At 62.9% G+C, this 26,815-nt stretch carries 26 protein-coding genes; 22 read left to right on the top strand and 4 right to left on the bottom strand.

What is annotated here, in order from left to right; all coding sequences use genetic code 11:
* Window positions 1-38 precede the first annotated feature (38 nt).
* Window positions 39-1,280: an ArsB/NhaD family transporter gene (locus HQ843_RS12495; protein ID WP_180898008.1), complete on the top strand. Its 1,242-nt coding sequence runs from the start codon at window positions 39-41 to the stop codon at window positions 1,278-1,280.
* 19 nt (window positions 1,281-1,299) lie between these two features.
* Here HQ843_RS12495 and HQ843_RS12500 read toward each other — a convergent pair whose 3' ends face one another.
* Window positions 1,300-2,526, bottom strand: a complete 1,227-nt coding sequence (locus HQ843_RS12500; protein ID WP_180898007.1) for an META domain-containing protein — start codon at window positions 2,524-2,526, stop codon at window positions 1,300-1,302.
* 331 nt (window positions 2,527-2,857) lie between these two features.
* Between HQ843_RS12500 and clcA the strand changes: the two genes are divergently transcribed.
* Window positions 2,858-4,201, top strand: a complete 1,344-nt coding sequence (gene clcA / locus HQ843_RS12505) for a H(+)/Cl(-) exchange transporter ClcA (RefSeq protein ID WP_180898006.1) — start codon at window positions 2,858-2,860, stop codon at window positions 4,199-4,201.
* Window positions 4,202-4,212: 11 nt separating this feature from the next.
* Here clcA and HQ843_RS12510 read toward each other — a convergent pair whose 3' ends face one another.
* Window positions 4,213-5,901 carry an aspartate-alanine antiporter-like transporter gene (locus tag HQ843_RS12510; protein WP_180898005.1) on the bottom strand — a complete coding sequence of 563 codons (1,689 nt, stop codon included), beginning with the start codon at window positions 5,899-5,901 and terminating at the stop codon, window positions 4,213-4,215.
* Window positions 5,902-6,360: 459 nt separating this feature from the next.
* Between HQ843_RS12510 and HQ843_RS12515 the strand changes: the two genes are divergently transcribed.
* From HQ843_RS12515 to HQ843_RS12545, 7 genes are all read left to right on the top strand, one after another.
* Window positions 6,361-7,068: a gluconate 2-dehydrogenase subunit 3 family protein gene (locus tag HQ843_RS12515; protein WP_180898004.1), complete on the top strand. Its 708-nt coding sequence runs from the start codon at window positions 6,361-6,363 to the stop codon at window positions 7,066-7,068.
* A 3-nt stretch (window positions 7,069-7,071) separates the two neighbouring features.
* A complete protein-coding gene (locus tag HQ843_RS12520; RefSeq protein WP_180898003.1) occupies window positions 7,072-8,844 on the top strand; it encodes a GMC family oxidoreductase in 1,773 nt (590 codons plus the stop codon).
* Between the two features lie 12 nt (window positions 8,845-8,856).
* On the top strand, window positions 8,857-10,185 hold the full coding sequence (locus HQ843_RS12525; protein WP_180898002.1) for a cytochrome c: 1,329 nt from the start codon (window positions 8,857-8,859) through the stop codon (window positions 10,183-10,185).
* Between the two features lie 272 nt (window positions 10,186-10,457).
* Complete coding sequence (gene rpsO / locus HQ843_RS12530) at window positions 10,458-10,727, top strand: 30S ribosomal protein S15 (protein ID WP_180898001.1); 270 nt, start codon at window positions 10,458-10,460, stop codon at window positions 10,725-10,727.
* Window positions 10,728-11,002: 275 nt separating this feature from the next.
* Window positions 11,003-13,141 carry a polyribonucleotide nucleotidyltransferase gene (gene pnp / locus HQ843_RS12535; RefSeq protein WP_180898000.1) on the top strand — a complete coding sequence of 713 codons (2,139 nt, stop codon included), beginning with the start codon at window positions 11,003-11,005 and terminating at the stop codon, window positions 13,139-13,141.
* 264 nt (window positions 13,142-13,405) lie between these two features.
* Window positions 13,406-14,413 (top strand): class I SAM-dependent methyltransferase, encoded by a 1,008-nt coding sequence (locus HQ843_RS12540; RefSeq protein WP_180897999.1) that lies wholly within the window; start codon window positions 13,406-13,408, stop codon window positions 14,411-14,413.
* Window positions 14,410-14,808 carry a bleomycin resistance protein gene (locus HQ843_RS12545; RefSeq protein ID WP_180897998.1) on the top strand — a complete coding sequence of 133 codons (399 nt, stop codon included), beginning with the start codon at window positions 14,410-14,412 and terminating at the stop codon, window positions 14,806-14,808. Before HQ843_RS12540 ends, HQ843_RS12545 begins: the two co-directional genes overlap by 4 nt.
* A 24-nt stretch (window positions 14,809-14,832) precedes the next feature.
* Here the strand turns inward: HQ843_RS12545 and HQ843_RS12550 are convergent, their stop codons facing one another.
* Together HQ843_RS12550 and HQ843_RS12555 are read right to left on the bottom strand one after the other, a co-directional pair.
* A complete protein-coding gene (locus HQ843_RS12550; RefSeq protein WP_180897997.1) occupies window positions 14,833-15,039 on the bottom strand; it encodes a DUF1737 domain-containing protein in 207 nt (68 codons plus the stop codon).
* Window positions 15,036-15,935 (bottom strand): HpcH/HpaI aldolase/citrate lyase family protein, encoded by a 900-nt coding sequence (locus tag HQ843_RS12555; protein ID WP_180897996.1) that lies wholly within the window; start codon window positions 15,933-15,935, stop codon window positions 15,036-15,038. Before HQ843_RS12555 ends, HQ843_RS12550 begins: the two co-directional genes overlap by 4 nt.
* Window positions 15,936-16,090: 155 nt before the next feature.
* On the opposite strand from HQ843_RS12555, the gene HQ843_RS12560 reads away from it, so the two are divergent.
* The 13 genes from HQ843_RS12560 to sucC all read left to right on the top strand — a co-directional run bounded on the left by HQ843_RS12560 (window position 16,091) and on the right by sucC (window position 26,814).
* Window positions 16,091-16,330: a hypothetical protein gene (locus HQ843_RS12560; protein WP_180897995.1), complete on the top strand. Its 240-nt coding sequence runs from the start codon at window positions 16,091-16,093 to the stop codon at window positions 16,328-16,330.
* A gap of 155 nt (window positions 16,331-16,485) precedes the next feature.
* Complete coding sequence (leuD, locus tag HQ843_RS12565; protein WP_180897994.1) at window positions 16,486-17,091, top strand: 3-isopropylmalate dehydratase small subunit; 606 nt, start codon at window positions 16,486-16,488, stop codon at window positions 17,089-17,091.
* A 203-nt stretch (window positions 17,092-17,294) separates the two neighbouring features.
* The gene (locus tag HQ843_RS12570; RefSeq protein WP_180897993.1) at window positions 17,295-17,945 is read left to right on the top strand and encodes a class I SAM-dependent methyltransferase; all 651 of its coding nucleotides are present in this window, start codon (window positions 17,295-17,297) and stop codon (window positions 17,943-17,945) included.
* A 280-nt stretch (window positions 17,946-18,225) separates the two neighbouring features.
* Window positions 18,226-18,618 carry a succinate dehydrogenase, cytochrome b556 subunit gene (gene sdhC, locus HQ843_RS12575; protein ID WP_180897992.1) on the top strand — a complete coding sequence of 131 codons (393 nt, stop codon included), beginning with the start codon at window positions 18,226-18,228 and terminating at the stop codon, window positions 18,616-18,618.
* Between the two features lie 10 nt (window positions 18,619-18,628).
* Window positions 18,629-19,009 carry a succinate dehydrogenase, hydrophobic membrane anchor protein gene (sdhD, locus tag HQ843_RS12580; RefSeq protein ID WP_180897991.1) on the top strand — a complete coding sequence of 127 codons (381 nt, stop codon included), beginning with the start codon at window positions 18,629-18,631 and terminating at the stop codon, window positions 19,007-19,009.
* 7 nt (window positions 19,010-19,016) lie between these two features.
* Window positions 19,017-20,858, top strand: a complete 1,842-nt coding sequence (gene sdhA / locus HQ843_RS12585; protein WP_180897990.1) for a succinate dehydrogenase flavoprotein subunit — start codon at window positions 19,017-19,019, stop codon at window positions 20,856-20,858.
* A gap of 14 nt (window positions 20,859-20,872) precedes the next feature.
* Window positions 20,873-21,109, top strand: coding sequence for a FitA-like ribbon-helix-helix domain-containing protein (locus HQ843_RS12590; protein ID WP_180897989.1), 237 nt, complete (start codon window positions 20,873-20,875; stop codon window positions 21,107-21,109).
* Entirely contained in the window at window positions 21,106-21,543 is a 438-nt protein-coding gene (locus HQ843_RS12595) for a type II toxin-antitoxin system VapC family toxin (RefSeq protein WP_180897988.1), read from the top strand. Before HQ843_RS12590 ends, HQ843_RS12595 begins: the two co-directional genes overlap by 4 nt.
* 38 nt (window positions 21,544-21,581) lie before the next feature.
* Window positions 21,582-22,361, top strand: coding sequence for a succinate dehydrogenase iron-sulfur subunit (locus HQ843_RS12600; protein WP_180897987.1), 780 nt, complete (start codon window positions 21,582-21,584; stop codon window positions 22,359-22,361).
* 255 nt (window positions 22,362-22,616) lie between these two features.
* Window positions 22,617-23,204 (top strand): AprI/Inh family metalloprotease inhibitor, encoded by a 588-nt coding sequence (locus HQ843_RS12605; RefSeq protein ID WP_180897986.1) that lies wholly within the window; start codon window positions 22,617-22,619, stop codon window positions 23,202-23,204.
* A 92-nt stretch (window positions 23,205-23,296) separates the two neighbouring features.
* Window positions 23,297-24,451 (top strand): cell division protein ZapE, encoded by a 1,155-nt coding sequence (gene zapE, locus HQ843_RS12610; protein ID WP_180903498.1) that lies wholly within the window; start codon window positions 23,297-23,299, stop codon window positions 24,449-24,451.
* Window positions 24,452-24,625: 174 nt separating this feature from the next.
* Entirely contained in the window at window positions 24,626-25,588 is a 963-nt protein-coding gene (gene mdh, locus HQ843_RS12615) for a malate dehydrogenase (RefSeq protein ID WP_180897985.1), read from the top strand.
* A gap of 29 nt (window positions 25,589-25,617) precedes the next feature.
* Entirely contained in the window at window positions 25,618-26,814 is a 1,197-nt protein-coding gene (gene sucC, locus HQ843_RS12620) for an ADP-forming succinate--CoA ligase subunit beta (protein ID WP_180897984.1), read from the top strand.
* Window position 26,815 lies beyond the last annotated feature (1 nt).

The raw sequence follows: 26,815 nt of genomic DNA on the forward strand, positions 1-26,815 counted from the left end.
CTGCCGTTTTGGGTTTCATGACAATCGCCGGAGCCGCCATGGATATCGCCGTCATCATCTTTCTCCTGGTCTATCTGGCGCTGGCGCTCGGTTATCTGCCCGGCTTTCGCGTCGATCGAACGGGAGCGGCGGTGGTCGGCGCGCTGGCGATGATCGGCTTCGGTCGGATCACCGACAAGCAGGCCTGGGACGCGATCGATTACCAGACCGTCGGACTGCTGTTCGGCTTGATGATCGTTTCCGGAGCCTTCACCGTTTCCGGTTTCTATCAGTGGCTGGCGGGGCGGGTGGCTTCGCTCAAGGTCTCGCCGCCGGCGCTGCTTGCGTTTCTGGTGGTCACCGGCGGTGGGCTTTCCGCCGTGCTGACCAATGACGTCGTGGTGGTCGCCATGACGCCGCTTCTGGTCTCGATCACCATGTCGCGCGGCCTCAACCCCATCCCCTTCCTGCTTGGCTTCTGCTTCGCCACCAACACGGGCTCGGTGGCGACGATCATCGGCAGCCCGCAGAACATGATCGCCGCACAGACGCTCGGCCTTTCATTCACCGGTTTCATGAAGGTGGCGCTGGTGCCGGCGCTGGTCTCGCTGCCGATCGTCTGGGGCGCGGTATGCCTGATCTATCGCGGGCGCTGGAGCCTTGGCGCGGTGGAAGATCAGACCCCGTCCGCCGCGATCGCCGCGTCCGCTCAGGCCCTGGATATCGGCGAGACCATCAAGGCCGCGATCGTCACTGCCGCCGTCGTTGCCGCCTTCGTTCTTACAGACTGGCCGCGCGAAATGGTCGCCCTTTCGGCCGCCGCCGTCATGCTGGTCAACCGGCAGGTGTCCTCGAAAGAGGTCATCGGAACGGTCGATGGCAATCTCCTTCTGCTGCTGGCCGGCCTGTTTGTCGTAAACGCGGCGTTGGCCCAGACCGGCATGCCGCAAAAGGTGGTTCATGATCTCCAGTCGGCCGGCGTCGACTTCGCCAATCCCTCGACCCTGTTCCTCGTTGCCTCCGCGCTCAGCAATATCGTCGGCAACAATCCTGCGGTCATGCTGCTCGCGCCTTTCCTGCCGCATGCGGCGGACAACGATGCGCTGGGGGCGGCCCTTGCGCTCGGCACGGGCTTTTCCAGCAACCTGATCATCTTTGGAAGCCTCGCCGGCATCATCGTGGTCGAGCAGGCGAAGGACCGGGGCGTGAAGATCGGCATGGGCGAATTCTGCCGCGCCGGCGTTCCCGTCACGCTCTTGTGCATGGTTCTCGCGCTTGCATGGATCGCGCTGCTCGCCTGAGAAACACGGGACGCGTTTATCAGCGGCTCGCTTCCACAAGCGTTTCGGTCCCCGACGTCAGCACAAGCGCGCCATCCGGACCAAACCCGAAGCCCTCGCTCGCGCCCAGCGCCTCAAGGAAGGACCGTTCTTGTTTCATCGCCGCGTCGCCGCAGGCCATCCGCGTCGTTGCCAGCGGTCCGATGGCGATGCCGCCCTCGCCGTTGACCGAGAACGCGCCGGTGAAGCGATTGCAGCCGGTGGCGCCGAAGATCTGTCCCTCGTCGCTGATCGCGAAGGAAGGGCGGTCGGCCGCATCGTCAAGCGCGCTGCCGTCGATCGCGTCCACGCTCCATTCGGGGCCGGTCAGGAGATCGAACGTATCGCCGCCGCAGCCCGTGAGCGTCCCGGTTGCCGTCTTCAGTTCGACGCTCTGCGGAAACAACCGTCCACTCATGTCATCCTGGCACATACCGGCCCGCACGCTGAAGGCGAGGGCGTACTGGTCGAAGCCGTAGCGATAGGCCCCGTCGACGACCTCCGGCTCCGGCAGGCGGAGGTCGAGGCGGTCTTCGCCGTAATTCATGTCGAGCGTGATGCGGTCACCGGCGATGACGGCGCGCCAGCCGGGTTCGTTGCCCTGCGCTGTCCATTGCTTGTCAGCCCCTGCCGGTACGCCGATGCACTCCGGCAACGCCTTGCCATCAAGTGTCACCAGCGCATTGTCGCCCTTGCTCCAGAACATGTTGTCGCCGTCGTCGGACTGGTATTTGGCGCCATCCGCGGAGATTGCCGGCGCGAGGCGGTAGATCCGGTCATCGGTTTCGATCACCGCTTCCTCACCCTGAAAGCCCGCTTCCAGACGGGTATCGCCACACCTATAGACGCTCTTGAAGGCTGCGGGCGTATCGGCCGTCAGCATGATCTCTCCGAGATCGATGTCATCGCTTCCGGCGGCAATCGCGGCGGGCGCGCTCACCCACCGGTTGGCCCCATCAATCCGGATCGCGGCGGAAAGGTTCGCCTCCACGCCGGCAGGGATGGCGAGTGTGAACGGCCACGGCACCTGCTGGCCGTTCGCCTCGGCGCTCTCCGTCGCCAGCAGGGCGTTCCGGAAACCTCTGGCTTCGACCACGAGTTCGGCATCGTCCGGCAGAGCCATGCGTTCGCGTATAAGGGCCTCGCCGGAAATCGAGCGCATGTCCTGCGCATGCGCGGTCGTTGCCGCAAGAAGGCTTGCCAGAAGGGTCAGAACGGAACGGGACATGGTCTTTCCTTTGTCGTCTTCACGGGTGGGATGGTATGCCGCGCCGGAGACGGCTCTGCGCTTCGTCACGGAGCAGGCCGGACCACCGGCGAGGGCCGCGCTTATCCTCGCACGAATAATGAGGGGACGCCGTCGCGGCTGCACGGCCTTGTCAATGTAACACATCATTTTTAGGTCACCGCAACCGCCTGAACAACATGTCAGACCGGACAGTTGACCGTGTGCAACCGCCCTGACTATCAGCAGGTTCGGTTGGCTCCGCGCCGATCCGGTGATGGCGGCCCCGCCGCCCGCTCTTCTTTCAACCTCCCTTTCCGGACGATGAGGCGCCATGGAAAATTCCGCAGAAGAACTCGAGCAGCCCGGCAGCCGGAACGCGCAGATCCGCTACGTTATGCTTGCGGCGCTTGCGGGAATCCTGACCGGGTCCGTCGGGTCCGTGTTCCACCTTCTGATCGACTGGCTTCAGGCCTGGCCGCGCGTCCTCGCCGCACACGTCGACGGCATCGTGCTGGTGGCGGCCGCGGCGCTGATCACCATGTGCGCGACGCTTCTGTCGGTCTACTGCGTCCGCCGCTTCGCGCCCGAGGCCGGCGGCAGCGGCGTGCAGGAAATCGAAGGCGCCATGCTTGGGCTGCGCCCCGTCCGGTGGCAAAGGGTGCTGCCCGTCAAGTTCCTGACCGGCATCGTCTCGATCGCGTCGGGGCTGGTGCTTGGCCGCGAAGGCCCGACGATCCATATCGGCGCCTCGTTTTCGGCGGCGATCACCGATTTCTTCAAGGTCAGCGAAACCGAGCGGCGCGGCATGCTGGGGGCTGGCGCCGCCGCCGGTCTCGCCTGCGCCTTCAACGCGCCGCTGGCCGCCATCCTGTTCATCGTCGAGGAGACCCACCGGCAGTTTCCCTACACCTTCCGGACCTATATGGGCGTGATCATCGCCGCGGTGCTGGCGACGGTCATGACCCAGATCATCGGCGGCACGGCGCCGGATTTCTCGATGGCGGTGGCAAGCCCGGAACTCTACCTGCTTCCCGCCTTTGTCGTCCTCGGCGTGCTGCTCGGCTTTCTGGGCGTCAGCCTTAACGCCGCGCTGATGTGGACGGGATCGTTCGCCGCCCGCGTCAATCGGCGCGTGCCCTATCTCTATCCGGCGGTGGTCGGCCTTGTCGTTGGCGGATTGTTCGTGGTGATGCCGCTTTCGGTGACCGGGGGCGAGCATGTCGTGACCGCGCTTGCAGCCCACAGCGCCAGCCTTCAGGTTCTGCTGGCGCTCGCCGTGATCCGCTACGTCACGATGGCGGCGAGCTATTCGGCGGGCACGCCGGGCGGCATCTTCGCGCCGATCCTGGCGCTTTCGATGTGCGTCGGCCTTGCCTTTGGCGGCATCGTCGAACTGGTGGCACCGCATGGCGTGCCGCTCGCCTTCGGCATGGCGGCCATGGGCGGACTGTTTTCAGCATCGGTGCGCGCGCCGATCGTCGGCGTGGTGCTGTCGCTGGAACTGACCGGGGCCTACACCATGGTGATGCCGCTGATCGTCACCTGCATGACGGCCAACATGGTCGCCGAGTGGATAGGCGGACGTCCGATCTACGACCAGTTGCTGGAGCGTACGTTGAAACAGGCGGGCATCAAACCGGACGCAAGGGGCGAGGACAAGATCGGCTTGGCGTGAGCCGTCCCGGCTCACATCATCATCACGATCACCAGGCCGAACAGGATCAGCAGCGTGGTCGAGACCGCATATCCGACCGAAAAGCCGATCGCCGGGATCTGGCTTTCGGCCTTTTCCGTCAGCATCGCCAGCGCCGGAGAGGACTTCCTGGCCCCCGCGCAGCATCCAAACAGGATGGCGTCATCGAAGCGGAAGACGTATTTGCCGAGATACATGGCCAGCAGCGACGGGACAACGGAGGCGATCAGGCTCCAGAGCAGGAAGATGAAGCCCAGTTCCTTCAGGCCGCCGACAAGCGCTGGGGCGGCGGCAAGGCCAAGTGCGGCGATGAACAGGTTGAGGCCGATCGAATTCATGAACCACAGAGTGGCGCCGGGAACGCGGCCGAAGACGGGATGCACCGAGCGCAGCCAGCCGAAGAACAGGCCGATCAGCAGAATGCCGCCGGCCGTCGACAGCGTCAGCGGCACGTCTCCTACCCTGAAGCTCAGCGCCCCGATCACGGCGCCGGCGACGATGGCGGCGCTGATGAAGGCGATGTCGGCCCGCTCGGTCTCCCGGTCGAGATAGCCGAATTTTCTTGCGAAATCGGCAATGTCGGTGGGACGGCCGATGATCCGGATGACGTCGCCGCGATAGAGCACGGTATCGTCGAGCACAGGGATCGATACCGACAGGGCGCCGCGATGGATCGCGGTGATGAACACGCCCCGCGTCTCGGGAAGGTCCGCGAGCGCCTGCAGCGGCTTTTGGGAGAACTGGCGCGCGGTGATCAGCACGTCGGTGCCTTCGACCTCGACGCCGAGCAGTTCGGCGTCATCGACTTCCTCGAGCACCTTGCTGACCTCGCTCAAAAGCACGTGTCGCGACCCGGCAAGGGCGATGATGTCGCCGGCCGCGATCTCGACCGAGGCGGTCGCCTCCATGATCTGGCCGTTCCGCCGCAGCCGCGCCAGGAACAGCCTGTGATTGTCGAAGAAATGCTCGGCGCTGGCGACGCTGAGGCCGACCAGCGGCGAGGCCGGATCGACGCGGTAGGCCCGCGCGACATATTGGTGCCAGGCGGTGCCGCGCCGCGTTCTCCCGCCATCGCCTCCCATCCCGGCGGCATAGGCGCGGCAGGCAGCGGCGAGGTCGACCTTCAACAGCCGCGGCCCGATGATTGCCAGCATCAGGACCGAAGTGAGGGTGCCGATGATGAAGCTGATCGAAAACGCCGCAGGCATGATGTCGAGCGCGTGGGCCTTGGCCGCGGCCGTCATGGTCGATTTCGCGATGGCGGTTTCCGAAAGCGGCAGGGATGGCGAGGTTGTCGCGGAGCCGGCGAAGAAACCCGCCGCCGCCCCGACGTCGAGGCCGGCAAGCCGGGCGACGGCATAGACGCTGAGCAGGCTGATGACGCAGATGACGACCGCAAATCCCGCCTGTTTGAGGCCGCCTTCGAACAGGGCGCGCACGAATTGCGGGCCCGCGCTGTAGCCGACGGCGAACAGATAGAGCGCGAAAAACACGAATTTCATCTTCGGCGAGATTTCGATGCCGATCTGGCCGATGGCGAGCGCCGCAAGCAGCGTCGCCGTCACTTCGCCCAGCGATATGCCTTTGACCTGAATCCGTCCGACGGTGAAACCGACAACGAGGCAGAGAAAGAGCGGTATTTCCACGTTTTCCCGCAACGTGGTGACGAGCCATTCGGTCATTCAGGACATTCTTTCATCATGCTTTGCAGTTTTCCTCGAGCCGATGCGCAAATCCGCGCCGCCGGCCGATCAGCGGCCGAGAATAGGAGCAAAGGCCACTCCGGAAAACTGTAAGGCCTGACAACCGGAACGGATGTTCTGCGGCGCCCTGGTCATCTGATCCGCAGGAGTGCAGGTTTTCGGGCGCTGCTTTCGTGATGTGCTTCACGTCAATCCAGGGTTGATCGCTCGCTTTTCCTTGCCTTTTCCAAAGATGCGGAAAAAAATTCGCCTTCTCTTGTCGGCGATCATGCGTCACAATGTTTGATGTTGAGGATGTCGGCCTGTCGTGCGCGACAAGGCCGATCGTCTTCCGGAGATAGTCCGGAAGACTGGAGCCGCCTCCGTTTCCGGAGAGAAATCCGGACCATTCGCAGGCGGGGAGAGCAGACCGGCCTTGGCCGGCGAAAGGAAATGATCATGCGTGACATGCCAGGACGTCCGTCTCGGCGCGGTTTCCTCAAGGGAACTGCTGCCGGGGTGGCGATTGCTTCGCTTGCCGGCTCAGCCAATGCGCAAGCGCCCGAAAAGGAAACCCCGCCGCCGCTGGATCAGGTCAAGCGGGTCTATCTCAATGACGCGGAATGGGCTTTTGTGATGGCCGCCTGCGCCCGCCTCATTCCCTCCGGCGGCGACGGGCCCGGCGCGATCGACTGTCGGGTGCCGGTCTTCATCGACCGGCAGCTCGCAGGCGATTTCGGCAAGGCTTCGACCTGGTACATGCAGGGACCGTTCGACCCTTCGGCGCCGCCCACGCTCGGCTTCCAGAGCCCGCTCACGCCGGCGGAGATCTACCGCCAGGCGATCCCGGTCTTTCAGGACTGGTGCAACGAGACCCATGGCGACAATTTCGAAAACCTTGAGGCCGCCAAGCAGGATGCCGCGCTGACCGCGCTGCAGAAGGGGGAGGTGCCGCTTGCCCCGGAGCTGCGCGATTTCTTCCAGTTTCTTCTCGCCAACACCAAGGAGGGCTATTTCGCCGATCCGAGCCATGGCGGCAATCACGACATGCAGGCCTGGGTCTATATCGGTTTCCCGGGCGCGCGCGGCGCCTTCACCTCCTGGCCGGGTCGCGAGAATGCGAAATACCCTCTGGGGCCTGTCGCGATCAACGGGGACAGGGCGTAAACCATGGCAACGAGAACAGATCCCAAAAAAGACGTGGTCATCATCGGGCTCGGCTGGACCGGGGCGATCATGGGCATGGAACTGGCCGGAGAAGGGCTCGATATCCTCGCGCTCGAGCGCGGCGAGGACCGCAGCACGGTTCCCGACTTCCAGTATCCCGATATTTTCGATGAACTGAAATACGGCGTCCGTTACGGGCTGATGCAGAAGCCGGTCAACTCCACGCTGACCGTGCGCCACAATACCCAGGAGACAGCGCTTCCCTATCGCCATCTCGGCTCGTTTCTGCCGGGCGACGGCGTCGGTGGCGCCGGCGTCCACTGGAACGGCCAGACCTGGCGTCCGCAGGCGGTCGAATACCGGTTGCGCTCCTATGTCGAGGAAACCTTCGGCGCCGATATCATTCCCGACGACATGCAGCTTCAGGATTGGGGCGTTACGGCTGAGGAAATGGAGCCGTTCCTGACCAAGTTCGAGAGCGTCGCGGGCATTGCCGGCAAGGCGGGCAATATCAACGGCGAAATCCAGGAGGGCGGCAATCCGTTCGAGGCGCCGCGCTCGGCCGACTATCCGATGCCGCCGCTGAAGAACACCTGGGATTCGGAACTGTTCGCCGATGCCGCCCGCAAGATGGGCTATCATCCGTTCCCGCGTCCCGCGGCCAATGCCTCGATCCAGTATGTCAACGACTACGGCATGCAGCTCGGGCCTTGCAATTACTGCGGCTTCTGCGAGCGGTTCGGCTGCAACAACTACTCGAAGTCATCGCCGCAGGTCTGCGTTCTCGATGCGCTGAAACGCAAGCCGAACTTCAGCTACAAGACCAAATGCGAAGTGCTGAAGATCGAAAAGGCCGCCGACGGCAAGACCGCCACGGGCGTGACCTATTTCGACGACAATACCGGCGAGGAAGTGTTCCAGCCGGCCGATCTCGTGCTGGTGTGCGCCTATTCGCTGCACAATGTCCATCTTCTGCTGCTTTCCGAAATCGGTCAGCCCTACAATCCGGATACCGGCGAAGGCGTGGTCGGGCGGAACTATTCCTACCAGATGACCGGCGGAACCAGTCTCTGGTTCAAGGACAAGGTGTTCAATCCGTTCGTCGGCACCGGCTCCGGCGGGATGACAATCGACGATTTCTCGATGTCGCAGATCGATTTCGGCAGCGAGGGCTTCATCGGCGGCAGCTATATCACCTGCGGCCATACCGGCGGCCGCCCGATCCAGCAGATGTCGCTGCCGCCCGGCACGCCGTCCTGGGGCGCTGGCTGGAAGGAAGCCGTCGGCGAATGGTATGGTCACAATCTCTCGATCGGCTCGCATGGCTCGAACATGGCCTATCGCGACACCTGTCTCGATCTCGATCCGACCTACAAGGACCGCCACGGCCGTCCGCTGATGCGCATGACCTTCAACTGGAAGGACAACGACATCAGGATGACCCAGTTCATGAAGGAGAAGATCGAGGAAATCGCAAAGAGCATGAACCCGGATTCGATGGCCTCCGGCTACAAGGGCGACGGCGCGCAATACGATGTGCGCCCCTACCAGTCGACCCACAATGTCGGCGGCGCGATCATGGGCATTGACCCGAAGACCTCGGCGATCAACCGCCATCTGCAGAGCTGGGACTGTCACAATGTCTGGGTCATGGGCGCCTCCGCCTTCCCGCAGAACCTGCAGTATAACCCCACGGGCGCGGTCGGCGGTCTGGCCTACTGGGCGCTGGATGCGTTGCGCAAGGATTACCTGCCCAACCCAAGACCGTTGATGTGAGGAGTCCGGACCATGAAAACCTTTCTTCGCATCATTCTCGCGCTCATCGTCATCGGGCTTGTCGCGCTGGCGGCGATCATATTCGTGCCGCCATTCGTCACCGGGCCGGATGACAAGCTCGCGGCCGACTGGAAGCCGGCTCCGGGCGAAGGCCAGTACGTCGCGCAGATGGCCGACTGTCAGGCCTGTCACACCGCCGAGGGCGGCGAGCCGTTCGCCGGCGGGCGGGCGATCGAAAGCCCGATGGGCACGATCTGGTCGAGCAACATCACCCCTGACGCAAACACCGGCATCGGCGGCTGGACATATGACCAGTTCCACGCCGCGCTGGTCGACGGCATCGCGCCCGGCGGCCGGCATCTCTATCCGGCGATGCCCTACGAGAACTACCGCCACCTGAAGGAGGAGGATATCCGGGCGATCTGGGCCTACATCCACAATGACGTCGCGGCGGTCGACAATCCGGTCAGGGAAACCGAACTCGCCTTTCCGTTCAACCAGCGCTGGGGCATCCGGGTCTGGAACTGGCTGGCGCTCGGCAAGCCGGGCTTCCATCCGGATGAGATCGCGGGCGAAAGCGACGCGCTTGCCCGCGGTGCCTATCTGGTACAGGCGCTAGGCCATTGCGCGGCCTGCCACAGCCCGCGCAACCTGATCATGGCCGAGGACGGGACCGATGCCGGCAATCCCGCCTTCCTGACGGGCGGTGAAATCGGCGGCTGGACGGCGCCCGATCTCCGCACGGCCCAGTCCGCTCTCCAGACCTGGACCGATCAGGACCTGAAGGATTATCTGACCACCGGCCGCAACGCCCACTCCGCAGTCGTTGGGGAGATGCAGCTTGTGGTCGGCGAATCCCTTCAATACATGAAGGACGAGGACGCCGATGCGATGGTCGCCTATCTGCGGGCGATCTCGGACGTCAGGCCCGACCCGCGGCCGGTGCCGGACCAGCGGACCACCGACCGCCTCGATGCCGCCGACGATCCGACGACGGCCAGGCTCAAGGCGGCGGCAGACCTCACAGATGGAGAACTGCTCTATCTCAACAACTGCAACGCCTGCCACATGCCGGACGGAAGGGGCGCCCCCGGCGTGTTCCCGGCCCTTTCCGGAAACTCGCTGGTCACGGCGGACACGACCAGGGGCATGACCGAGGTCATTCTCCACGGCGCGGCGATGCCGTCGACGGCCAAGCGCCCGGAACGGCTGCAGATGCCGGCCTTCGCCGACCGCTTGTCGGATGCCGACATCGCCACGCTGGAAACATTCCTGCGCGGCGCCTGGGGCAATTCCGCGCCGGCCGTGACCGAGGATGATGTCAAGGCCGTGCGGCAGTAACACCAAAGGACCCGCTGCGTTGATGACGCGGCGGGCTCCTGCAAGATCGGGCTGAACCTTTTGCAGTAACGGATGTGATTTCTCCTTGTCTTCGCATGAGATGCCTGCCGGACTGCCCGTTCCGGCGCGGGCAACGCGGCACTCGACATTGCCTTCCGTTTGGCCTATATGGGCGCCAGCATTGAAATAGATGCGCATGAATGGCCCCTGCTGGACGACATCCCGGCCCGGGCGACTTGAAACACCCTCATTTCTCAAAGAAAGGATGACCGATGTCGATTACTGCTGAACGCAAGGCAGAGCTGATCAAGGAATACGCAATCAAGGAAGGCGACACCGGTTCGCCCGAAGTTCAGGTTGCGATCCTCACCGAGCGGATCACCAACCTGACCGAGCACTTCAAGGACCACAAGAAGGACAACCATTCCCGCCGTGGTCTGCTGACGCTGGTTTCGACCCGCCGTTCGCTGCTTGATTATGTAAAGCGCATCGATGAAAGCCGTTATACGAGCCTTATCGGCCGTCTCGGCATTCGCCGCTAAGTTTTATCCGGCGGGCGTTTGCGTCCGCCGTTTCCATTTGCGCTGAAGAGCGCCGGTTTTGTGCCGTGGCGGGCACAGGATCAGAAAGCGCAGCCCCGGAACGTCCGGCGCTGCATGCCGAAACGGACCTGTCATGGGGCAGGATTGCAGGCTGCTTCGCTTACCGGAAGCAGCACGTTGTCTTGCCCGTGACGTGTCGAATGAAACGTGACGCCGCGGCATCGCCTTCCGTTCTGTGGAAGGGCGGGGTCGCAGCATTTGTTAAAGGACAAGACATGTTCAACACCCACAAAGTGGAAATCGAGTGGGCCGGCCGCACACTCAAGCTTGAGACCGGCAAGGTTGCCCGTCAGGCTGATGGCGCGGTTATGGCCACCTACGGCGAAACCGTCGTTCTGGCGACCGTCGTCTCGGCCAAGCAGCCGACGCCGGGCCGGGACTTCTTCCCGCTCACCGTCAACTATCAGGAAAAAACCTTCGCCGCCGGCCGGATTCCCGGCGGCTATTTCAAGCGCGAAGGCCGTCCGAGCGAGAACGAGACCCTCGTTTCCCGCCTGATCGACCGCCCGATCCGCCCGCTGTTTCCCGAAGGCTATAAGAACGACACCCAGGTGGTGGTCACCGTTCTCCAGCATGACCTCGAAAACAATCCGGACGTTCTGGCGATGATCGCGACCTCGGCCGCGCTGACGCTTTCCGGCGTTCCGTTCATGGGCCCGATCGGCGGCGCGCGCGTCGGCTACATCAACGGCGAATATGTGCTGAACCCGCATGTCGACGAAATGCCTGAAACCGCGCTCGACCTGATCGTTGCCGGCACGGGCGACGCGGTTCTGATGGTGGAATCGGAAGCCAAGGAACTCAACGAAGACATCATGCTCGGCGCCGTCATGTTCGGCCACAAGGGCTTCCAGCCGGTGATCGACGCGATCATCAAGCTCGCCGAAGTCGCCGCCAAGGAGCCGCGCGAATTCGAACCGGAAGATCATTCCGCGCTCGAATCGGACATGCTGTCCTTCATCGAGACCGAACTGCGCGACGCCTACAAGATCACCGAGAAGGCCGCCCGCTACAACGCCGTCGACGCCTGCAAGGCGAAGGTGAAGGAGCGTTACGCACCGGCCGAAGGCGAAGAGGCCAAGTATACCGCCGAGGAAATCGGCGCGGTGTTCAAGCATCTCCAGGCCAAGATCGTGCGCTGGAACATTCTCGACACCAAGAGCCGCATCGATGGCCGCGATCTCGAGACCGTCCGTCCGATCGTTTCCGAAGTCGGCATGCTGCCGCGCACCCATGGTTCGGCGCTGTTCACCCGCGGCGAGACCCAGGCGCTGGTCGTCGCCACGCTTGGCACCGGCGAGGACGAGCAGTATGTCGATGCCCTGACCGGCATGTACAAGGAACGCTTCCTGCTGCACTACAACTTCCCGCCCTATTCGGTCGGTGAAACCGGCCGCATGGGCTCCCCGGGCCGCCGCGAAATCGGTCACGGCAAGCTTGCATGGCGCGCGATCCGCCCGATGCTGCCGACGGTGGAACAGTTCCCCTACACGCTGCGCGTCGTCTCCGAGATCACCGAGTCCAACGGCTCGTCCTCGATGGCGACCGTGTGCGGCACCTCGCTTGCACTGATGGATGCCGGTGTTCCGCTGGCAAAGCCGGTTGCCGGCATCGCCATGGGCCTGATCCTTGAGGGCGAGCGCTTCGCGGTTCTCTCCGATATTCTCGGTGACGAGGATCACCTCGGCGACATGGACTTCAAGGTCGCCGGCACTGCCGACGGCATCACCTCGCTGCAGATGGACATCAAGATCGCGGGCATCACCGAGGAGATCATGAAGGTCGCTCTCGGCCAGGCACAGGGCGGCCGCAAGCACATTCTCGACGAAATGGCCAATGCCATCACCGAGGGCCGCGAGCAGCTCGGCGAATATGCCCCGCGCATCGAGATGATGACGATCGCCGTGGACAAGATCCGCGACGTTATCGGTTCGGGCGGCAAGATCATCCGCGAGATCGTGGAAAAGACCGGCGCCAAGATCAACATCGAGGACGACGGCACGATCAAGATCGCGTCTTCTTCCGGCAAGGAAATCGAGGCGGCCAAGAAGTGGATCCACTCGATCGTCGACGAGCCCGAGCTCAACGCGATCTACGAGGGTACGGTCGTCAAGACCGCCGATTTCGGCGCCTTCGTCAACTTCTTCGGCCCCCGCGACGGTCTCGTCCACATCTCGCAGCTGGCTTCTGAGCGCGTCAACAAGACCACCGACGTGGTCAAGGAAGGCGACAAGGTCTGGGTCAAGCTCATCGGCTTCGACGAGCGCGGCAAGGTCAAGCTGTCGATGAAGGTCGTCGACCAGGAGACCGGCAAGGAAGTCGATCGCGGCGCCAGAAACGACGCCGCCGAATAAGGGCGGCGGACGGTCGGTTTCTGATCCGTCGGAGCATTGATGCTCCTTCCAATCTCCCCCCTTGAGGGGGGAGATGTCGCGAAAGCGACAGAGAGGGGTGAACCCTCTCTGCTTTCTCAGAATATGCGGTTTGCGCTGCACCCCTCTCTGCCCCTGTCGGGGCATCTCTCCCTCAAGGGGAGAGATTGCAAGAGGCGCGGCCTGGCAGACCGACAATTCCAGGCGTGAGCTGAAATCGCTCGCGCCTTTTTCACAGGTGACATCATGGCTCGCGAGACGCTGAAAACCATCTTCCATCCCTTCGAAAGCGGCACGATCGCCATGCCGGAGGCGGGACGCTGCCTGTTTCTGGGGGCCGAGCCCGGCTACCGGGCGCCGGAAGGCTTTGCCGCGGAAATCGAGGCGGTGCAGCCGTTTCGTCCGCCGTATACGGGGCTTGAGCGCGCCGGCGTCGCCGTAACGCCTGAGGCGGGCGAGGGGCCTTACGACCTGGCGCTCATTCTGCTCACCAAGCATCGCGGCGAAAACGAGAACCGGATCGCGGAAGCGCTCGAGAAGACCGTGCCCGGCGGTTTCATCGTGATCGCGGGCACCAAGGAGGAAGGCATCCAGTCGCTGAGGAAGCGGCTCGGCCATCTGTTTTCCGACCTCGATTCGATGCCGAAATATCATGGCGTCGCGGTCTGGTTCACCCGGCCGGACGATGCCTCGGAGGCGATCGGAAAACTGACCCATCCGACCGTCGAGATCGACGGCCGGTTCACCACCGTGCCGGGCCTGTTCTCGCATGACCGGGTCGACGAGGGATCGCGTATTCTGGGCGAACGCCTGCCGGAGGATTTCTCCGGCATGGCGGCTGATTTCGGCGCCGGCTGGGGCTATCTGTCGGCGATGCTTGCCGAACGCGCGCCACGCGCGGAGACGATCGATCTCTACGAGGCGGACTATCGCGCGCTGGAGCGGGCGAAGGTCAATCTCGCCGGCCAACAGGGCGCGTTCCGCTATTTCTGGCAGGATCTTGCGGGCGAAAAGGTCAGGACGCGCTACGACCTGATTGTCATGAACCCGCCCTTCCATGCCGGCAAGGCTGCGGAGCCCTCGCTCGGCAAGGCGCTGATCAAGGCAGCCAGCGATGCCCTGAAGCCCGGCGGCCGGCTGCTTCTGGTCGCCAATCGCGGTCTGCCCTACGAGCCGGTGCTTGCGGAAAACTTCAAGGCGAGCGGCGAGGAGTATCGCAACGCCCGCTTCAAGATCCTCTGGGGCCGGAAGTGAAGTTCAACGCCCTCATTCCCGAACTCGGCGTGAGGGACCTGGCCGCAAGCCTCGATTTTTATGTCGGCCTGATCGGCTTTTCGGTAGCCTATGATCGGCCGGAGGAGGGCTTTGCCTTTCTGGAGCTTGGCGCGGCGCAGCTTATGCTGGACACGATCGGCATGGGACGAAGCTTCGGCGAAGCTGCGTCAACGCCCCTCGGCGGCGGCATCAATTTCCAGCTCGAAGTGGACGATCTCGACGGGATCGTGAGCCGCCTTGCGGCAGCGGACTGGCCTGTCGTGCTTGGCCCCGAGGAGCGCCGGTATCGAACGCCGGATGGCGAAAGGGGCCAGCGCCAACTCTGGGTCCGCGACCCGGACGGCTATCTTCTCAGGCCGTTTCAGCCGATCTGAGCGCCGTCCGGCCCTGACTGGCGTCTACTGCTCGCCGAGCTTCATCGACGGATCGTAATCCTTGCCCTCGACTTCCTTGGTGACGGCCTGGCCGCAATAGGTCTTGCCGAGCTGCGGGTCGAAGGTCAGCGACGGCGAGCCGTGGAGTTGCCAGCCCTTGTTGAGCGCGTCGGTGACGCGATGGCAGAAGGATGATTCATCCGGGCCGGTGAGAAAGCGATAGAGTTTCATTGTGTCTCCTTGGTTGTTTGAATGGCGACCATGCCGGCAAGCAGCGCTTCGGCCTGCTCCAGATGCAGGCGTTCGACCATGCGGCCGTCAAGATCGATGACGTTTAACGCCGCAGCGCCCGGTTTTGCAAATGCGGCGATGATCGCGCGCGCTTCGGCCACAGCGTCTTCCGACGGGCTGAAATGGCGGTTGGCGGCGTCGATCTGGCTCGGGTGGATCAGCATCTTGCCGTCAAACCCCATGGCGGCGCCTTCAGCGCATTCGGCCGCGTAACCTTCATGATCGGCGAAATCATTATAGACGCCGTCGACGACATGGAGGCCGTAGGCGCGGGCGGCAAGCACCGTCTGCATCAGCCATGGCACGAGATAGGCGCGGCCGGGCGATGGCGCCACGCCGGTCTCAGCGCGCAGGTCGTTGACGCCGACGATCAGCGCCGCAAGCCGCCCGCCGGTCCGAACATCGGAGCAGGCGCCTGCAATGGCCGCGGCATTGACCACGCCTTCCGGGGTTTCGATCATCGCCCAGAGCTTCATGCGCGTGGCCGCGCCGTTTTGCTCCAGCAGCGCGCCCGCTGCCTCCATCGTCGCCACATTGCCGACCTTGGGCAGCAGGACGGCATCCGGCCGGCAGGCGAGCACGGTCTTCAGGTCTTCGTTTCCCGCTTCTGTGTCGAGCGGGTTCACCCGGATCGCGGTCACGCCTTGGGGCCGGGTCTCGCCGTAGAGCCGCTTCAGGTTTTCGCGCGCCTCGGCCTTTTTCTCCGGCGCGACGGCATCCTCCAGATCGTAGATGATCGCGTCGGCGGCAAGCGTTTTCGACTTTTGCAGCGCGCGCTGATTGATGGCGGGAACGCTTAGCAGTGAACGCCACAGTTTGATGGACGTCATGGTCATATTCCTGACAATTTCCGGACTCACTAGTTTTACCAGTGCTTGAAAATAATGCCTTGCAGAGTTTTCGCCAGCATTCAGTGAGACAAAATGGCCTGCACCTCTTGCGCAACGGCCCCCGACGCGCCAGATTACAAAGTGTGAAAGGAAAACTGACAATGGAAAATTTCCGCTCCGTAGTGATGGCAATTGTCGGGCTGGCCGCCGTGGCCTTCGTGACTGTTTTTGCTGCTTCCGTTGGACTGGCGCTTCTCGGCCTACTCGCCGTGCTGACCGTCGCGCGCATGGTGGCGTTCAAGCTCAGCCGTGTGCCCGTTCCGGTTCGCACCCGCGACTGCCGCCGCAAGGATGGCATGCGCGTGTGGGATGACGGCAAGGGCAAGATCATCGACCTCTGAGAGGTTCGATATCGCCGGTCGATCGCTTTTTGGGCAGCCCTTGCGGCTGCCTCTGTTTTTTTCGCGCGTACCAAAAGGTACAGTTTTCCGTTGAAAGCGGCGTAAAACCGCTATAGAGCGATGGCGAGCTCAATAAACGCGCCGAGGATGTCCTTATGGAAAAATTTGTCAAGCTGACGGGCGTTGCCGCGCCCCTTCCGGTGGTCAATGTCGATACCGATATGATCATTCCTAAGGATTATCTGAAGACGATCAAGCGCACCGGTCTCGGTACCGGCCTTTTCGCCGAAGCGCGGTATCATCAGGATGGCTCTGAAAATCCCGACTTCGTTTTGAACAAGCCCGCCTATCGCGATGCCAAGATCCTCGTTGCCGGCGATAATTTCGGCTGCGGCTCCTCGCGCGAGCATGCGCCGTGGGCGCTTGCCGATTTCGGCATTCGCTGCGTGATCTCGACCAGCTTCGCCGACATTTTCTACAATAACTGCTTCAAGAACGGCATTCTGCCGATCATCGTCTCGCCCGAAGAGCTGGAGAAGCTGATGGACGATGCCGAGCGCGGGTCGAACGCGGTGGTGACGGTCGATCTTGAAAGCTGCGAAATCTCCGGTCCCGACGGCGGCTCGATCAAGTTCGAACTCGACGCGTTCAGGCGCCACTGCCTGTTGAACGGTCTCGACGACATCTCACTGACGCTTGCCAAGAGCGACAATATCGCCAGCTACGAAACAAAGCTCGCCGCCGAACGCCCCTGGGCCTGAGAGCGGCGGTCTTCTGCCGAACAGTCGAAATTGCGGAGAATGAATGGCTTCGCAATTTTCTGCGAACGTAGCCATCAAGGAACCGCCGGTGTTTTGGGGCCCGGTTGCCGGCGGAACTCTGTTGATCTGTCGGTAGTGCGGGCATGATATTCTCCCTGCGTCGTGGCTGGGCAGGACCCGGTTTTCCCGTGTATGGGAAAAGCATGAAAAACCCCAGGCGCTTCATCCTCGACAATACCGTGATCATGGTCCCGCCGCATGTGCCGGAAATCCGCCTCCGGCTGGCGAGCGAGGTGCATGAACTGTGGCTGAAGACCGAGGGCGAGCTTGAGGACATCGGCGTGCCGCCGCCGTTCTGGGCCTTTGCCTGGGCCGGCGGGCAGGGGCTGGCGCGCTATGTGCTCGATCATCCGACGAGCGTGGCGGGCAAGCGGGTCGTCGACTTCGCCAGCGGATCCGGGCTGGTGGCGATCGCGGCGGCAAAGGCGGGCGCGATCGCAGTGCTTGCGGCGGATATCGATCCGTTTTCGGCCATTGCCGTCCAACTCAATTCGGAACTGAATGGCGTTTCAGTCGGGTTCACCGGGCTCGACCTGATGGCGACGATCCCCGATTGCGATGTGCTGCTTGCCGGTGACGTGTTTTACGATGCCGAATGGGCGGCGGCGCTGCTGCCCTGGTTTGAGCGGCTCGATGCGGCAGGGATCACCATTCTCGTCGGCGATCCGGGGCGGGCCTATTGCCCGAAGGAGCGGCTGGAGCGGCTTGCCGAATACCACGTGCCGGTCACCCGCGTTCTGGAGGACAGCGAGGTGAAGCGGACCACGGTCTGGCGTTTCGTCGGGAGCAACTGAGTCGTCAAACATGAGTTTCTGGCTCATGTTAACTGCTTGAATTTCCACGCCCCGGATGGACTTGATGACAAAAGCATGCGATTTTCCGGGCCCGACAAACGGTCTTTTTCAATCCGCCGCGTGTCAAACCGATTAAATCGGCGCGGGCGGATCGAATGGGCTTGTCGCGGTCGTTTGCGGTGGCTACACCACCGGGGAACATCGGTTCCGCCCGACATTGGTTGCCGGGTGAGGCCGAATGCACAAATGCCGCGTCCTATTGAACGCCTGCGAGGTTCTGATGGCCAACCCGACCAGCAACCGGCCCCTGTCGCCGCATCTCCAAGTCTACCGGTTCATTCCGACCATGGCGATGTCGATCATCCACCGCATTACCGGCGGCGCGATGTATTTCGGTACGATCCTGCTTGCCGCCTGGCTGGTTTCGGCGGCCATGGGCAAGGGGGCCTTCGATTGCGTGAGCTGGTTCTTCGGCTCCTGGCTCGGCGTTCTGATCCTGTTCGGCTACACTTGGGCGCTGGTGCATCACATGCTTGGCGGTCTTCGCCATTTTGCCTGGGATCTCGGTCACGGCATCGGCAAGGAATTCACCACGAAGATGGCGATCGCGCTGCCCTTCGTCTCGGTCGCGGTCACAGTCCTTCTGTGGATCGTCGGGCTTCTGGTTTGGTAGGGAGAGCACCATGGATATGCGTACACCGCTAAAAAAGGTTCGCGGCCTCGGCTCCGCCCGGGAAGGCACCCATCATTTCTGGGTGCAGCGGATGACGGCCGTCGCCCTCGTGCCGCTGTTCGTTCTGTTCATCATCTTCATCATCGCCCATATCGGCGCGCCTTATGAAGAGGTGGTGGCAAGCCTCGGCAATCCCTTCATCGCCGTGCTGATGGGGCTGATGGTGATTGCCGGCCTCATTCACATGCGCATCGGCATGCAGGAAATCATCGACGATTACATCCACAACGAACTGGCGAGGCTGTGCGCCGTGATGGCGAACACGTTCTTTACCGTTCTGATCGGCGGGCTCTGTCTGTTCGCCATCCTGAAAATCGCGTTTGTAGGATAATATTCACATGGCAACACCGTCTTCTCCCGCCGCCAATGGCAAGGCCTATGAATATGTCGACCACGCCTATGACGTGATCGTCGTCGGCGCCGGCGGTTCCGGCCTTCGCGCGACCCTCGGCATGGCCGAGCAGGGCTTCAAGACCGCCTGCATCACCAAGGTCTTCCCGACCCGTTCGCACACCGTTGCCGCCCAGGGCGGCATTGCCGCCTCGTTGCAGAACATGACGCCCGACAGCTGGCAGTGGCACCTCTACGACACCGTCAAGGGCTCCGACTGGCTCGGCGACGTCGATGCCATGCAGTATCTCGCCATGGAGGCGCCGCAGGCGGTCTATGAGCTCGAGCATTACGGCGTGCCGTTCTCCCGCAATGAAGAGGGCAAGATCTACCAGCGCCCGTTCGGCGGCCACATGCAGAACTACGGCGAAGGCCCGCCGGTGCAGCGTACCTGTGCCGCCGCCGACCGTACCGGCCACGCCATCCTGCACACGCTTTACGGCCAGTCGCTGAGGAACAACGCGGAATTCTTCATCGAATATTTCGCGCTCGACCTGATCATGAGCGATGACGGGGTCTGCACCGGCGTCGTCGCCTGGAACCTCGACGACGGCACGATCCATCGCTTTTCCGCCAAGATGGTGGTGCTGGCGACCGGCGGCTACGGCCGCACCTATTTCTCCGCCACCTCGGCCCATACCTGCACCGGCGACGGCGCCGGTATGATCGCCCGTGCCGGCCTGCCGCTGCAGGACATGGAATTCGTGCAGTTCCACCCGACCGGCATCTACGGCGCCGGCTGCCTGATCACCGAGGGCGCGCGCGGCGAGGGCGGCTATCTGGTCAATTCCGAGGGCGAGCGCTTCATGGAGCGCTATGCGCCGTCGGCCAAGGATCTGGCCTCGCGCGACGTGGTGTCGCGCTGCATGACCATGGAAATCCGTGAAGGCCGCGGCGTCGGCAAGAACAAGGACCACATCTTTCTGCATCTCGACCACCTCGATCCGGCCGTGCTGCATGAGCGTCTTCCGGGCATTTCCGAGAGCGCCAAGATCTTCGCCGGCGTCGATGTCACCCGCGAGCCGATCCCGGTGCTGCCGACCGTCCACTACAATATGGGCGGCATCCCGACCAACTATTTCGGCGAGGTGCTGAATGCGGACAGCGAAAACCCCGAGCGCCTGTCGCCCGGCCTGATGGCGGTCGGCGAGGCCGGCTGCGCCTCGGTGCACGGCGCCAACCGCCTCGGCTCCAACTCGCTGATCGACCTCGTGGTCTTCGGCCGCGCCGCCGCGATCCGCGCCGGCCAGGTGATCGACCGCGAAAGCCCGATCCCGGCGCTGAACATCGCCGCCTGCGACAGGATCATGGAGCGCTTCGACAAGACCCGCCACGCCTCCGGCTCGCAGCCGACGGCGGTGCTGCGCGACAAGATGCAGCGCGCCATGCAGGAAGAGGCCGCCGTGTTCCGCACCCAGGAAACGCTGGAGGAAGGCTGCCGCCGGATTTCGGAAATCTGGAAGGAACTGCCGGACGTCAAGGTCACCGACCGCTCGATGATCTGGAACTCCGACCTGGTAGAGACGCTGGAGCTGCAGAACCTGATGGCCTGCGCGATCACCACCGTCTATGGCGCCGAGGCCCGCAAGGAAAGCCGTGGCGCCCATGCCCGCGAGGACTATGCCGACGGTCCGTTCTCCGGCCGCGACGACGAGAACTGGCGCAAGCACACGCTCGCCTGGGTGAACGAGGCCGGCGACGTCAGGCTCGACTACCGCCCGGTCCACACCGACCTGATCGCCGACGGCATCGACATCAAGAAGATCGCCCCCAAGGCGCGGGTGTACTGATCGAGGAGAGTGCGATGGGTGAGATAACGATAAAGGTCGTGGACGAGGCGCTGGTCCGGCGCCTGACCGAACTGGCCGACACCCATCAAATCTCGCCGGAAGCCGAGGCGACCGAGATTCTCCGCCGTGCCACCGGCGTTTCGCGCGATCGGGGGCGCAGAGTGGAGACGGCGAGGCGGATTGCCGCCCTGACGCCGCAGCGGCGGCAGACGGATGCGACAGAAATGTTGCGTCAGGATCGGGCGCGATGACATTGGTCATCGATTCCTCGGTGATCGTGAAGTGGTTCGTGCAGGAAGAAGGGCACGCGGAGGCGCTGGGACTGTTGGAGACGACGGAACGAATTTGTTGCCCGGACTTTGCCTTGGTCGAGGCCGCCAATGTGCTTTGGCGGAAAGTGCGCCTGAGCGAGATCGGGCCCGCGCAGGCAAGCGAGGCCGTTGGTCAGCTGGCGGGCTTCTTCGATGCGGTCGTACCGTCTTTTGAATTGCTGGAGGCGGCTTTTGAACTTGCCGGACGGCTTCAGCACAGTGTTTACGACTGCATGTTTCTCGCCTGTGCACTGAGGAGTGAGGATGATGTCCTGGTGTCGGCTGACGAGAGATTTTTGACGAAGGCATCGGAAAACGGCTTTGCGATGGCGGTCCGACCGCTGTCCGGACAGCCGCCGGCATTGAACGTCTGAAGCAAGACGGTATATTGTAGGAACACAGGGTAACCGCCATGGTTGAATTCACGCTTCCCAAGAACTCGAAGATCAAGACCGGCAAGACCTGGCCGAAGCCGGAAGGCGCTTCCAATCTTCGCGAGTTCAAGATCTACCGCTGGAACCCGGATGCCGGCGAAAATCCCTCGATCGATACGTACTTCGTCGACCTCGATGATTGCGGGCCGATGGTTCTCGATGCGCTGTTGTACATCAAGAACAATATCGATCCCACGCTGACGCTGCGCCGTTCCTGTCGCGAGGGCATTTGCGGGTCGTGCGCGATGAACATCGACGGCACCAATACGCTGGCCTGCACCAAGGGCATGGACGACATCAAGGGCGCGGTGAAGATCTATCCGCTGCCGCACATGCCGGTGGTCAAGGACCTGGTGCCGGACCTCAACAATTTCTACGCCCAGCACCGCTCGATCGAACCGTGGCTGAAGACCGTTTCTCCGCCGCCGGCCAAGGAATGGAAGCAGAGCCACGAGGATCGGGTCAAGCTCGACGGGCTTTACGAATGCATTCTGTGCGCCTGCTGCTCGACCTCCTGTCCCTCCTATTGGTGGAACGGCGACCGCTATCTCGGCCCGGCCGTGCTGCTGCAGGCCTATCGCTGGCTGATCGACTCCAGAGACGAGGCCACCGGCGAGCGGCTCGACAATCTGGAAGATCCTTTCCGGCTCTATCGCTGCCACACGATCATGAACTGCACCCAGGCCTGTCCGAAGGGCCTGAACCCGGCCAAGGCGATCGCGGGCATCAAGCAGATGATGGTCGAGCGGTCGGTCTGAGGCCTGCCGGGCTCCGCGGCTCGCTTCGCCGGCTTACGCAATTGTGAAGCGGGTTGGCCTTCTGCTGGTTGCGCTTTCAGATGAATGTGGTGTAGCCCTTGCCGGACTGGACTTGCGCACGATATGATTGTTGCCGGGTCCGGTCGTCTTCTCGCCCTATCGGTGTGGCGGGCGGGCAGGCACTTTGAAGCTGTGCATTGCGGTCGGCCGGGAATGGCTGTCGCAATTGCGCCAGAGGAGCAGGAGTTCGGGTTGATGGTTCACAAGGTTTTGGTGGTCGCGGCAGTGACCGGGGTTCTCGCCCTCAGCGCGTGTCAGCGGACAACCTATGATTATTCCCCGCCGGCGCCACCGCCGCCGCAGCCGCTGACCCCGGCGCCTGCCGGTCAGGTGCAGAGTGGATCGCTGCCGCCGCCTGCTGGCGCGACGGCCTATCCCACGGGAACCTACGGCACCACCCAGCCGGGCGCGACCGATATGACGACCGGGCAGTATCCCGCAGCCCCTGGCGCGACCGAAACGGCCGGCGGCATGGGCAATGTTGCAGCCCCCGCCGGCGCGGTCGCGGTTTCCAACGCGGCGCTGGTGGGAAGCTGGAAGGTGAACGAGGGCGGCGTTACCTGCGACATGTTCCTCACCCTCACCAATCTCGGCGAAGGCTTGCGCGGCGGTACGCGCGGCTGCACCGGCGGGCTTTCGACGATGAAGTCCTGGGGCATCAACGGCGATCAGGTCGTGCTCAACGATGCCAATGGCTATGCCATTGCAAGGCTTTACAAAACCGCCGACACCCGTATTGAAGGCACCAGCAGCTCCGGCCAGCAGGTCGTGTTGAGCCGCTGATGAAAAGGGCCCGTCCGGGCCCTTTTTTCTGCCGCCCCGGAGGGGCTTCGCAGGCGATCCTACAAACATATCCCGAAAAATCGGAAATATACATGGCTGCGACCGTGACCGAGCGCCTGCTGGCGCTGACTGACGACAAGAAGCTGAGCCCGGACGAAGCGCAGCGCGCCGTGGCGGCTGAACTCGACTCGGTGCTGGAAGGGCTCAAGGCAGCGCCTTCGCGGCGGAAAGGAAAGCTGCTGTCGCGGCTGCTGAACGGCAAGAACAGCAGCGGACCGCTGACCCGGGGGCTTTATATTCATGGTAGCGTCGGCCGTGGCAAGACCATGCTGATGGACATGTTCTTCGATCTCGCGCCGGTTGCGGACAAACGCCGCGCCCATTTCCTCGCCTTCATGGTCGATGTGCAGGACCGGCTGAACGCCTATCGCCGCAAGCTCAAGGCGGGCGAGGTGAAGGAGGCCGACCCGATCGGCCCGGTGGCCGACGATATCATCGCCGAGAACCGGCTTTTGTGCTTCGACGAATTCACCGTGACCGATATCGCCGACGCGATGATCCTGTCGCGGCTGTTCTCGGCGCTTTTCGCCCGTGGCTGCGTGCTGGTGGCAACCTCCAACGTCGCGCCGGACGATCTCTACAAGGACGGCCTCAACCGCGGCCTGTTCCTGCCCTTCATCGATGTGCTGAAGGACAATGTCACGGTAACGACACTCGATTCTGCTACCGACTACCGCATGGAGAAGTTCGAGGGCCGTCCGGTCTACCTGACCCCGCTTGACGAAAAAGCGGCGGCGCGGATGGACGAGAACTGGAGCCTGCTGACCGGCGGCAAGGAGGGGGAGGCCGAGGAGATCGAAATGCGCGGCCGCGTGCTGCATGTGCCAAGGGCCTGTGGCGGGGTCGCCCGGTTCAGCTTCGACGATCTGTGCAAAAAGCCGCTCGGGGCATCGGACTATATGGCGATCGCGCGGCGCTACCGCACGGTGTTCATCGAGGGGGTGCCGGTGCTCGGCAGCGATAGCCGCAATGAAATCAAGCGCTTCATCATGCTGATCGATACGCTCTACGACCAGACGATCCGCACGGTGATCTCGGCTGCGGCCATGCCGGAGGATCTGCTCCCGGAGCGTAAGGGCCGCGAGGGTTTCGAATTCGAACGCACGGCATCGCGGCTTTTCGAGATGCGCAGCAGCGATTATCTCGCGGCGCACAAGGAAAAATGGGCTGGGAATGAGGCTGAATAAAGGTGCCGCCTTTTGGAATTCTTACCTTTACGTCAATAGAAATATATATAACCGATTGAAAATATTAGCGTTGGAAAAACCGGTTGAAAATCGGCCGGATTGACGATATCCCAGCTTGCGACATGGGCAGGCGTTGAGGTGTGCTCAGAAATGGATTTTCAGAGGATATAATTCATGGCGCGCAATAAAATCGCATTGATCGGTTCGGGCATGATCGGGGGCACGCTCGCGCATCTCGCCGGGCTCAAGGAACTGGGCGACGTCGTCCTGTTCGATATCGCGGATGGCCTTCCCCAGGGCAAGGCGCTCGATATCGCTGAATCCTCGCCGGTCGACGGCTTCGACGCCAAATTCTCCGGCGCATCCGATTATTCCGCCATCGCGGGCGCCGATGTCTGCATCGTCACCGCCGGCGTGCCGCGCAAGCCCGGCATGAGCCGCGACGACCTGCTCGGCATCAACCTGAAGGTCATGGAAGCGGTTGGCGCGGGCATCGCCCAGCATGCGCCGAACGCCTTCGTCATCTGCATCACCAACCCGCTCGACGCCATGGTCTGGGCGCTGCAGAAATTCTCCGGCCTTCCGGCCAACAAGGTCGTCGGCATGGCCGGCGTGCTGGACTCGGCCCGCTTCCGCTATTTCCTCGCCGAGGAGTTCAACGTTTCGGTTGAAGACGTCACCGCCTTCGTTCTCGGCGGCCATGGCGACAGCATGGTGCCGGTCGCGCAGTATTCGACAGTTGCCGGCATTCCGCTGCCCGACCTGATCAAGATGGGCTGGACCACCCAGGAAAAGCTCGACGCGATCATCACCCGCACCCGTGGCGGCGGCGGCGAGATCGTTGCCCTTCTGAAAAGCGGTTCCGCCTACTACGCCCCTGCCGCTTCCGCCATCGCAATGGCCGAAAGCTACCTCAAGGACAAGAAGCGCGTCATGCCGGCCGCCGCTCACCTGACCGGTCAGTACGGCGTTGACGGCATGTATGTCGGCGTTCCGATCGTGATCGGCGAAGGCGGCGTCGAGCGCATCGTCGAAATTCCGCTGGAAGGCGAGGACAAGGCCGGTTTCGAAGCCTCGGTCGCCGCCGTGAAGGGCCTCTGCGATGCCTGCAAGGAAATCGCGCCCTCGCTGAAATAAGCCGCTTTCTCTAAAAGGACGGATATCGAATGAATATTCATGAATACCAGGCCAAGGCCCTGCTGAAGGGCTATGGCGCGCCGGTTGCCGATGGTGTCGCCATCCTGACCAAGGATGAGGTCGACGCGGCCGTGGCCAAGCTTCCCGGCCCGCTTTACGTGGTCAAGAGCCAGATCCATGCCGGCGGCCGCGGCAAGGGCAAGTTCAAGGAACTCGGCCCCGATGCCAAGGGCGGCGTTCGTCTGGCGAAGTCCGCTGATGAGGTGAAGGCGTTCGTGGACGAAATGCTCGGCAACACGCTGGTGACCAAGCAGACCGGCCCCGCCGGCAAGCAGGTCAACCGCCTCTATATCGAGGACGGCGCCGATATCGACCGCGAGCTTTACTGCTCGCTGCTGGTCGACCGCACGGTTGGTCAGGTCGCTTTCGTGGTTTCGACCGAGGGCGGCATGGACATCGAAGCGGTGGCCGAGGAAACGCCCGACAGAATTATCACCGTAGCCATCGATCCGGAAACCGGCGTGACCGCCTCGAACGTCAGGGCGCTCTGTGAAGCCCTGAAGCTTGACGGCGATGCCGCCCAGGACGCCGAGCGTCTGTTCCCGATCCTCTACAAGGCCTTTGTCGAAAAGGACATGAGCCTGTTGGAGATCAACCCGCTGATCGTCATGGAAAACGGCCATCTGCGCGTTCTCGACGCCAAATGCTCCTTCGACGGCAATGCGCTGTTCCGCCACGACGACGTGCGCGCGCTGCGCGACACGACCGAGGAAGACGCCAAGGAAATCGAGGCCTCGAAGTATGACCTCGCCTATGTCGCGCTCGACGGCAATATCGGCTGCATGGTCAATGGCGCGGGTCTTGCCATGGCGACCATGGACATCATCAAGCTCTACGGCGCGGAGCCCGCGAACTTCCTCGATGTCGGCGGCGGCGCCTCCAAGGAAAAGGTCACGGCGGCGTTCAAGATCATCACCGCCGATCCGGCTGTCAAGGGCATCCTCGTCAACATCTTCGGCGGCATCATGCGCTGCGACGTCATCGCTGAAGGCGTGATCGCGGCTGTCAAGGAAGTCGGTCTCAAGGTGCCGCTGGTCGTCCGTCTCGAAGGCACCAATGTCGAACTCGGCAAGAAGATCATCAATGAGAGTGGCCTCAACGTCATCTCCGCCGATGATCTCGACGACGCGGCCCAGAAAATCGTTTCGGCCGTTAAGGAGGGCTGAG

This window comes from Martelella sp. NC20 (assembly GCF_013459645.1).
In the GTDB taxonomy this organism is placed as follows: domain Bacteria; phylum Pseudomonadota; class Alphaproteobacteria; order Rhizobiales; family Rhizobiaceae; genus Martelella.

Excerpts from the sequence above, each read along its gene's own strand:
- HQ843_RS12495 (WP_180898008.1), top strand. The coding sequence starts at position 39 with ATGGATATCGCCGTCATCATCTTTCTCCTGGTCTATCTGGCGCTGGCG.
- HQ843_RS12500 (WP_180898007.1), bottom strand. The coding sequence starts at position 2,526 with ATGTCCCGTTCCGTTCTGACCCTTCTGGCAAGCCTTCTTGCGGCAACG.
- clcA (WP_180898006.1), top strand. The coding sequence starts at position 2,858 with ATGGAAAATTCCGCAGAAGAACTCGAGCAGCCCGGCAGCCGGAACGCG.
- HQ843_RS12510 (WP_180898005.1), bottom strand. The coding sequence starts at position 5,901 with ATGACCGAATGGCTCGTCACCACGTTGCGGGAAAACGTGGAAATACCG.
- HQ843_RS12515 (WP_180898004.1), top strand. The coding sequence starts at position 6,361 with ATGCGTGACATGCCAGGACGTCCGTCTCGGCGCGGTTTCCTCAAGGGA.
- HQ843_RS12520 (WP_180898003.1), top strand. The coding sequence starts at position 7,072 with ATGGCAACGAGAACAGATCCCAAAAAAGACGTGGTCATCATCGGGCTC.
- HQ843_RS12525 (WP_180898002.1), top strand. The coding sequence starts at position 8,857 with ATGAAAACCTTTCTTCGCATCATTCTCGCGCTCATCGTCATCGGGCTT.
- rpsO (WP_180898001.1), top strand. The coding sequence starts at position 10,458 with ATGTCGATTACTGCTGAACGCAAGGCAGAGCTGATCAAGGAATACGCA.
- pnp (WP_180898000.1), top strand. The coding sequence starts at position 11,003 with ATGTTCAACACCCACAAAGTGGAAATCGAGTGGGCCGGCCGCACACTC.
- HQ843_RS12540 (WP_180897999.1), top strand. The coding sequence starts at position 13,406 with ATGGCTCGCGAGACGCTGAAAACCATCTTCCATCCCTTCGAAAGCGGC.
- HQ843_RS12550 (WP_180897997.1), bottom strand. The coding sequence starts at position 15,039 with ATGAAACTCTATCGCTTTCTCACCGGCCCGGATGAATCATCCTTCTGC.
- HQ843_RS12555 (WP_180897996.1), bottom strand. The coding sequence starts at position 15,935 with ATGACCATGACGTCCATCAAACTGTGGCGTTCACTGCTAAGCGTTCCC.
- HQ843_RS12560 (WP_180897995.1), top strand. The coding sequence starts at position 16,091 with ATGGAAAATTTCCGCTCCGTAGTGATGGCAATTGTCGGGCTGGCCGCC.
- leuD (WP_180897994.1), top strand. The coding sequence starts at position 16,486 with ATGGAAAAATTTGTCAAGCTGACGGGCGTTGCCGCGCCCCTTCCGGTG.
- HQ843_RS12570 (WP_180897993.1), top strand. The coding sequence starts at position 17,295 with ATGAAAAACCCCAGGCGCTTCATCCTCGACAATACCGTGATCATGGTC.
- sdhC (WP_180897992.1), top strand. The coding sequence starts at position 18,226 with ATGGCCAACCCGACCAGCAACCGGCCCCTGTCGCCGCATCTCCAAGTC.
- sdhD (WP_180897991.1), top strand. The coding sequence starts at position 18,629 with ATGGATATGCGTACACCGCTAAAAAAGGTTCGCGGCCTCGGCTCCGCC.
- sdhA (WP_180897990.1), top strand. The coding sequence starts at position 19,017 with ATGGCAACACCGTCTTCTCCCGCCGCCAATGGCAAGGCCTATGAATAT.
- HQ843_RS12590 (WP_180897989.1), top strand. The coding sequence starts at position 20,873 with ATGGGTGAGATAACGATAAAGGTCGTGGACGAGGCGCTGGTCCGGCGC.
- HQ843_RS12595 (WP_180897988.1), top strand. The coding sequence starts at position 21,106 with ATGACATTGGTCATCGATTCCTCGGTGATCGTGAAGTGGTTCGTGCAG.
- HQ843_RS12600 (WP_180897987.1), top strand. The coding sequence starts at position 21,582 with ATGGTTGAATTCACGCTTCCCAAGAACTCGAAGATCAAGACCGGCAAG.
- HQ843_RS12605 (WP_180897986.1), top strand. The coding sequence starts at position 22,617 with ATGGTTCACAAGGTTTTGGTGGTCGCGGCAGTGACCGGGGTTCTCGCC.
- zapE (WP_180903498.1), top strand. The coding sequence starts at position 23,297 with ATGGCTGCGACCGTGACCGAGCGCCTGCTGGCGCTGACTGACGACAAG.
- mdh (WP_180897985.1), top strand. The coding sequence starts at position 24,626 with ATGGCGCGCAATAAAATCGCATTGATCGGTTCGGGCATGATCGGGGGC.
- sucC (WP_180897984.1), top strand. The coding sequence starts at position 25,618 with ATGAATATTCATGAATACCAGGCCAAGGCCCTGCTGAAGGGCTATGGC.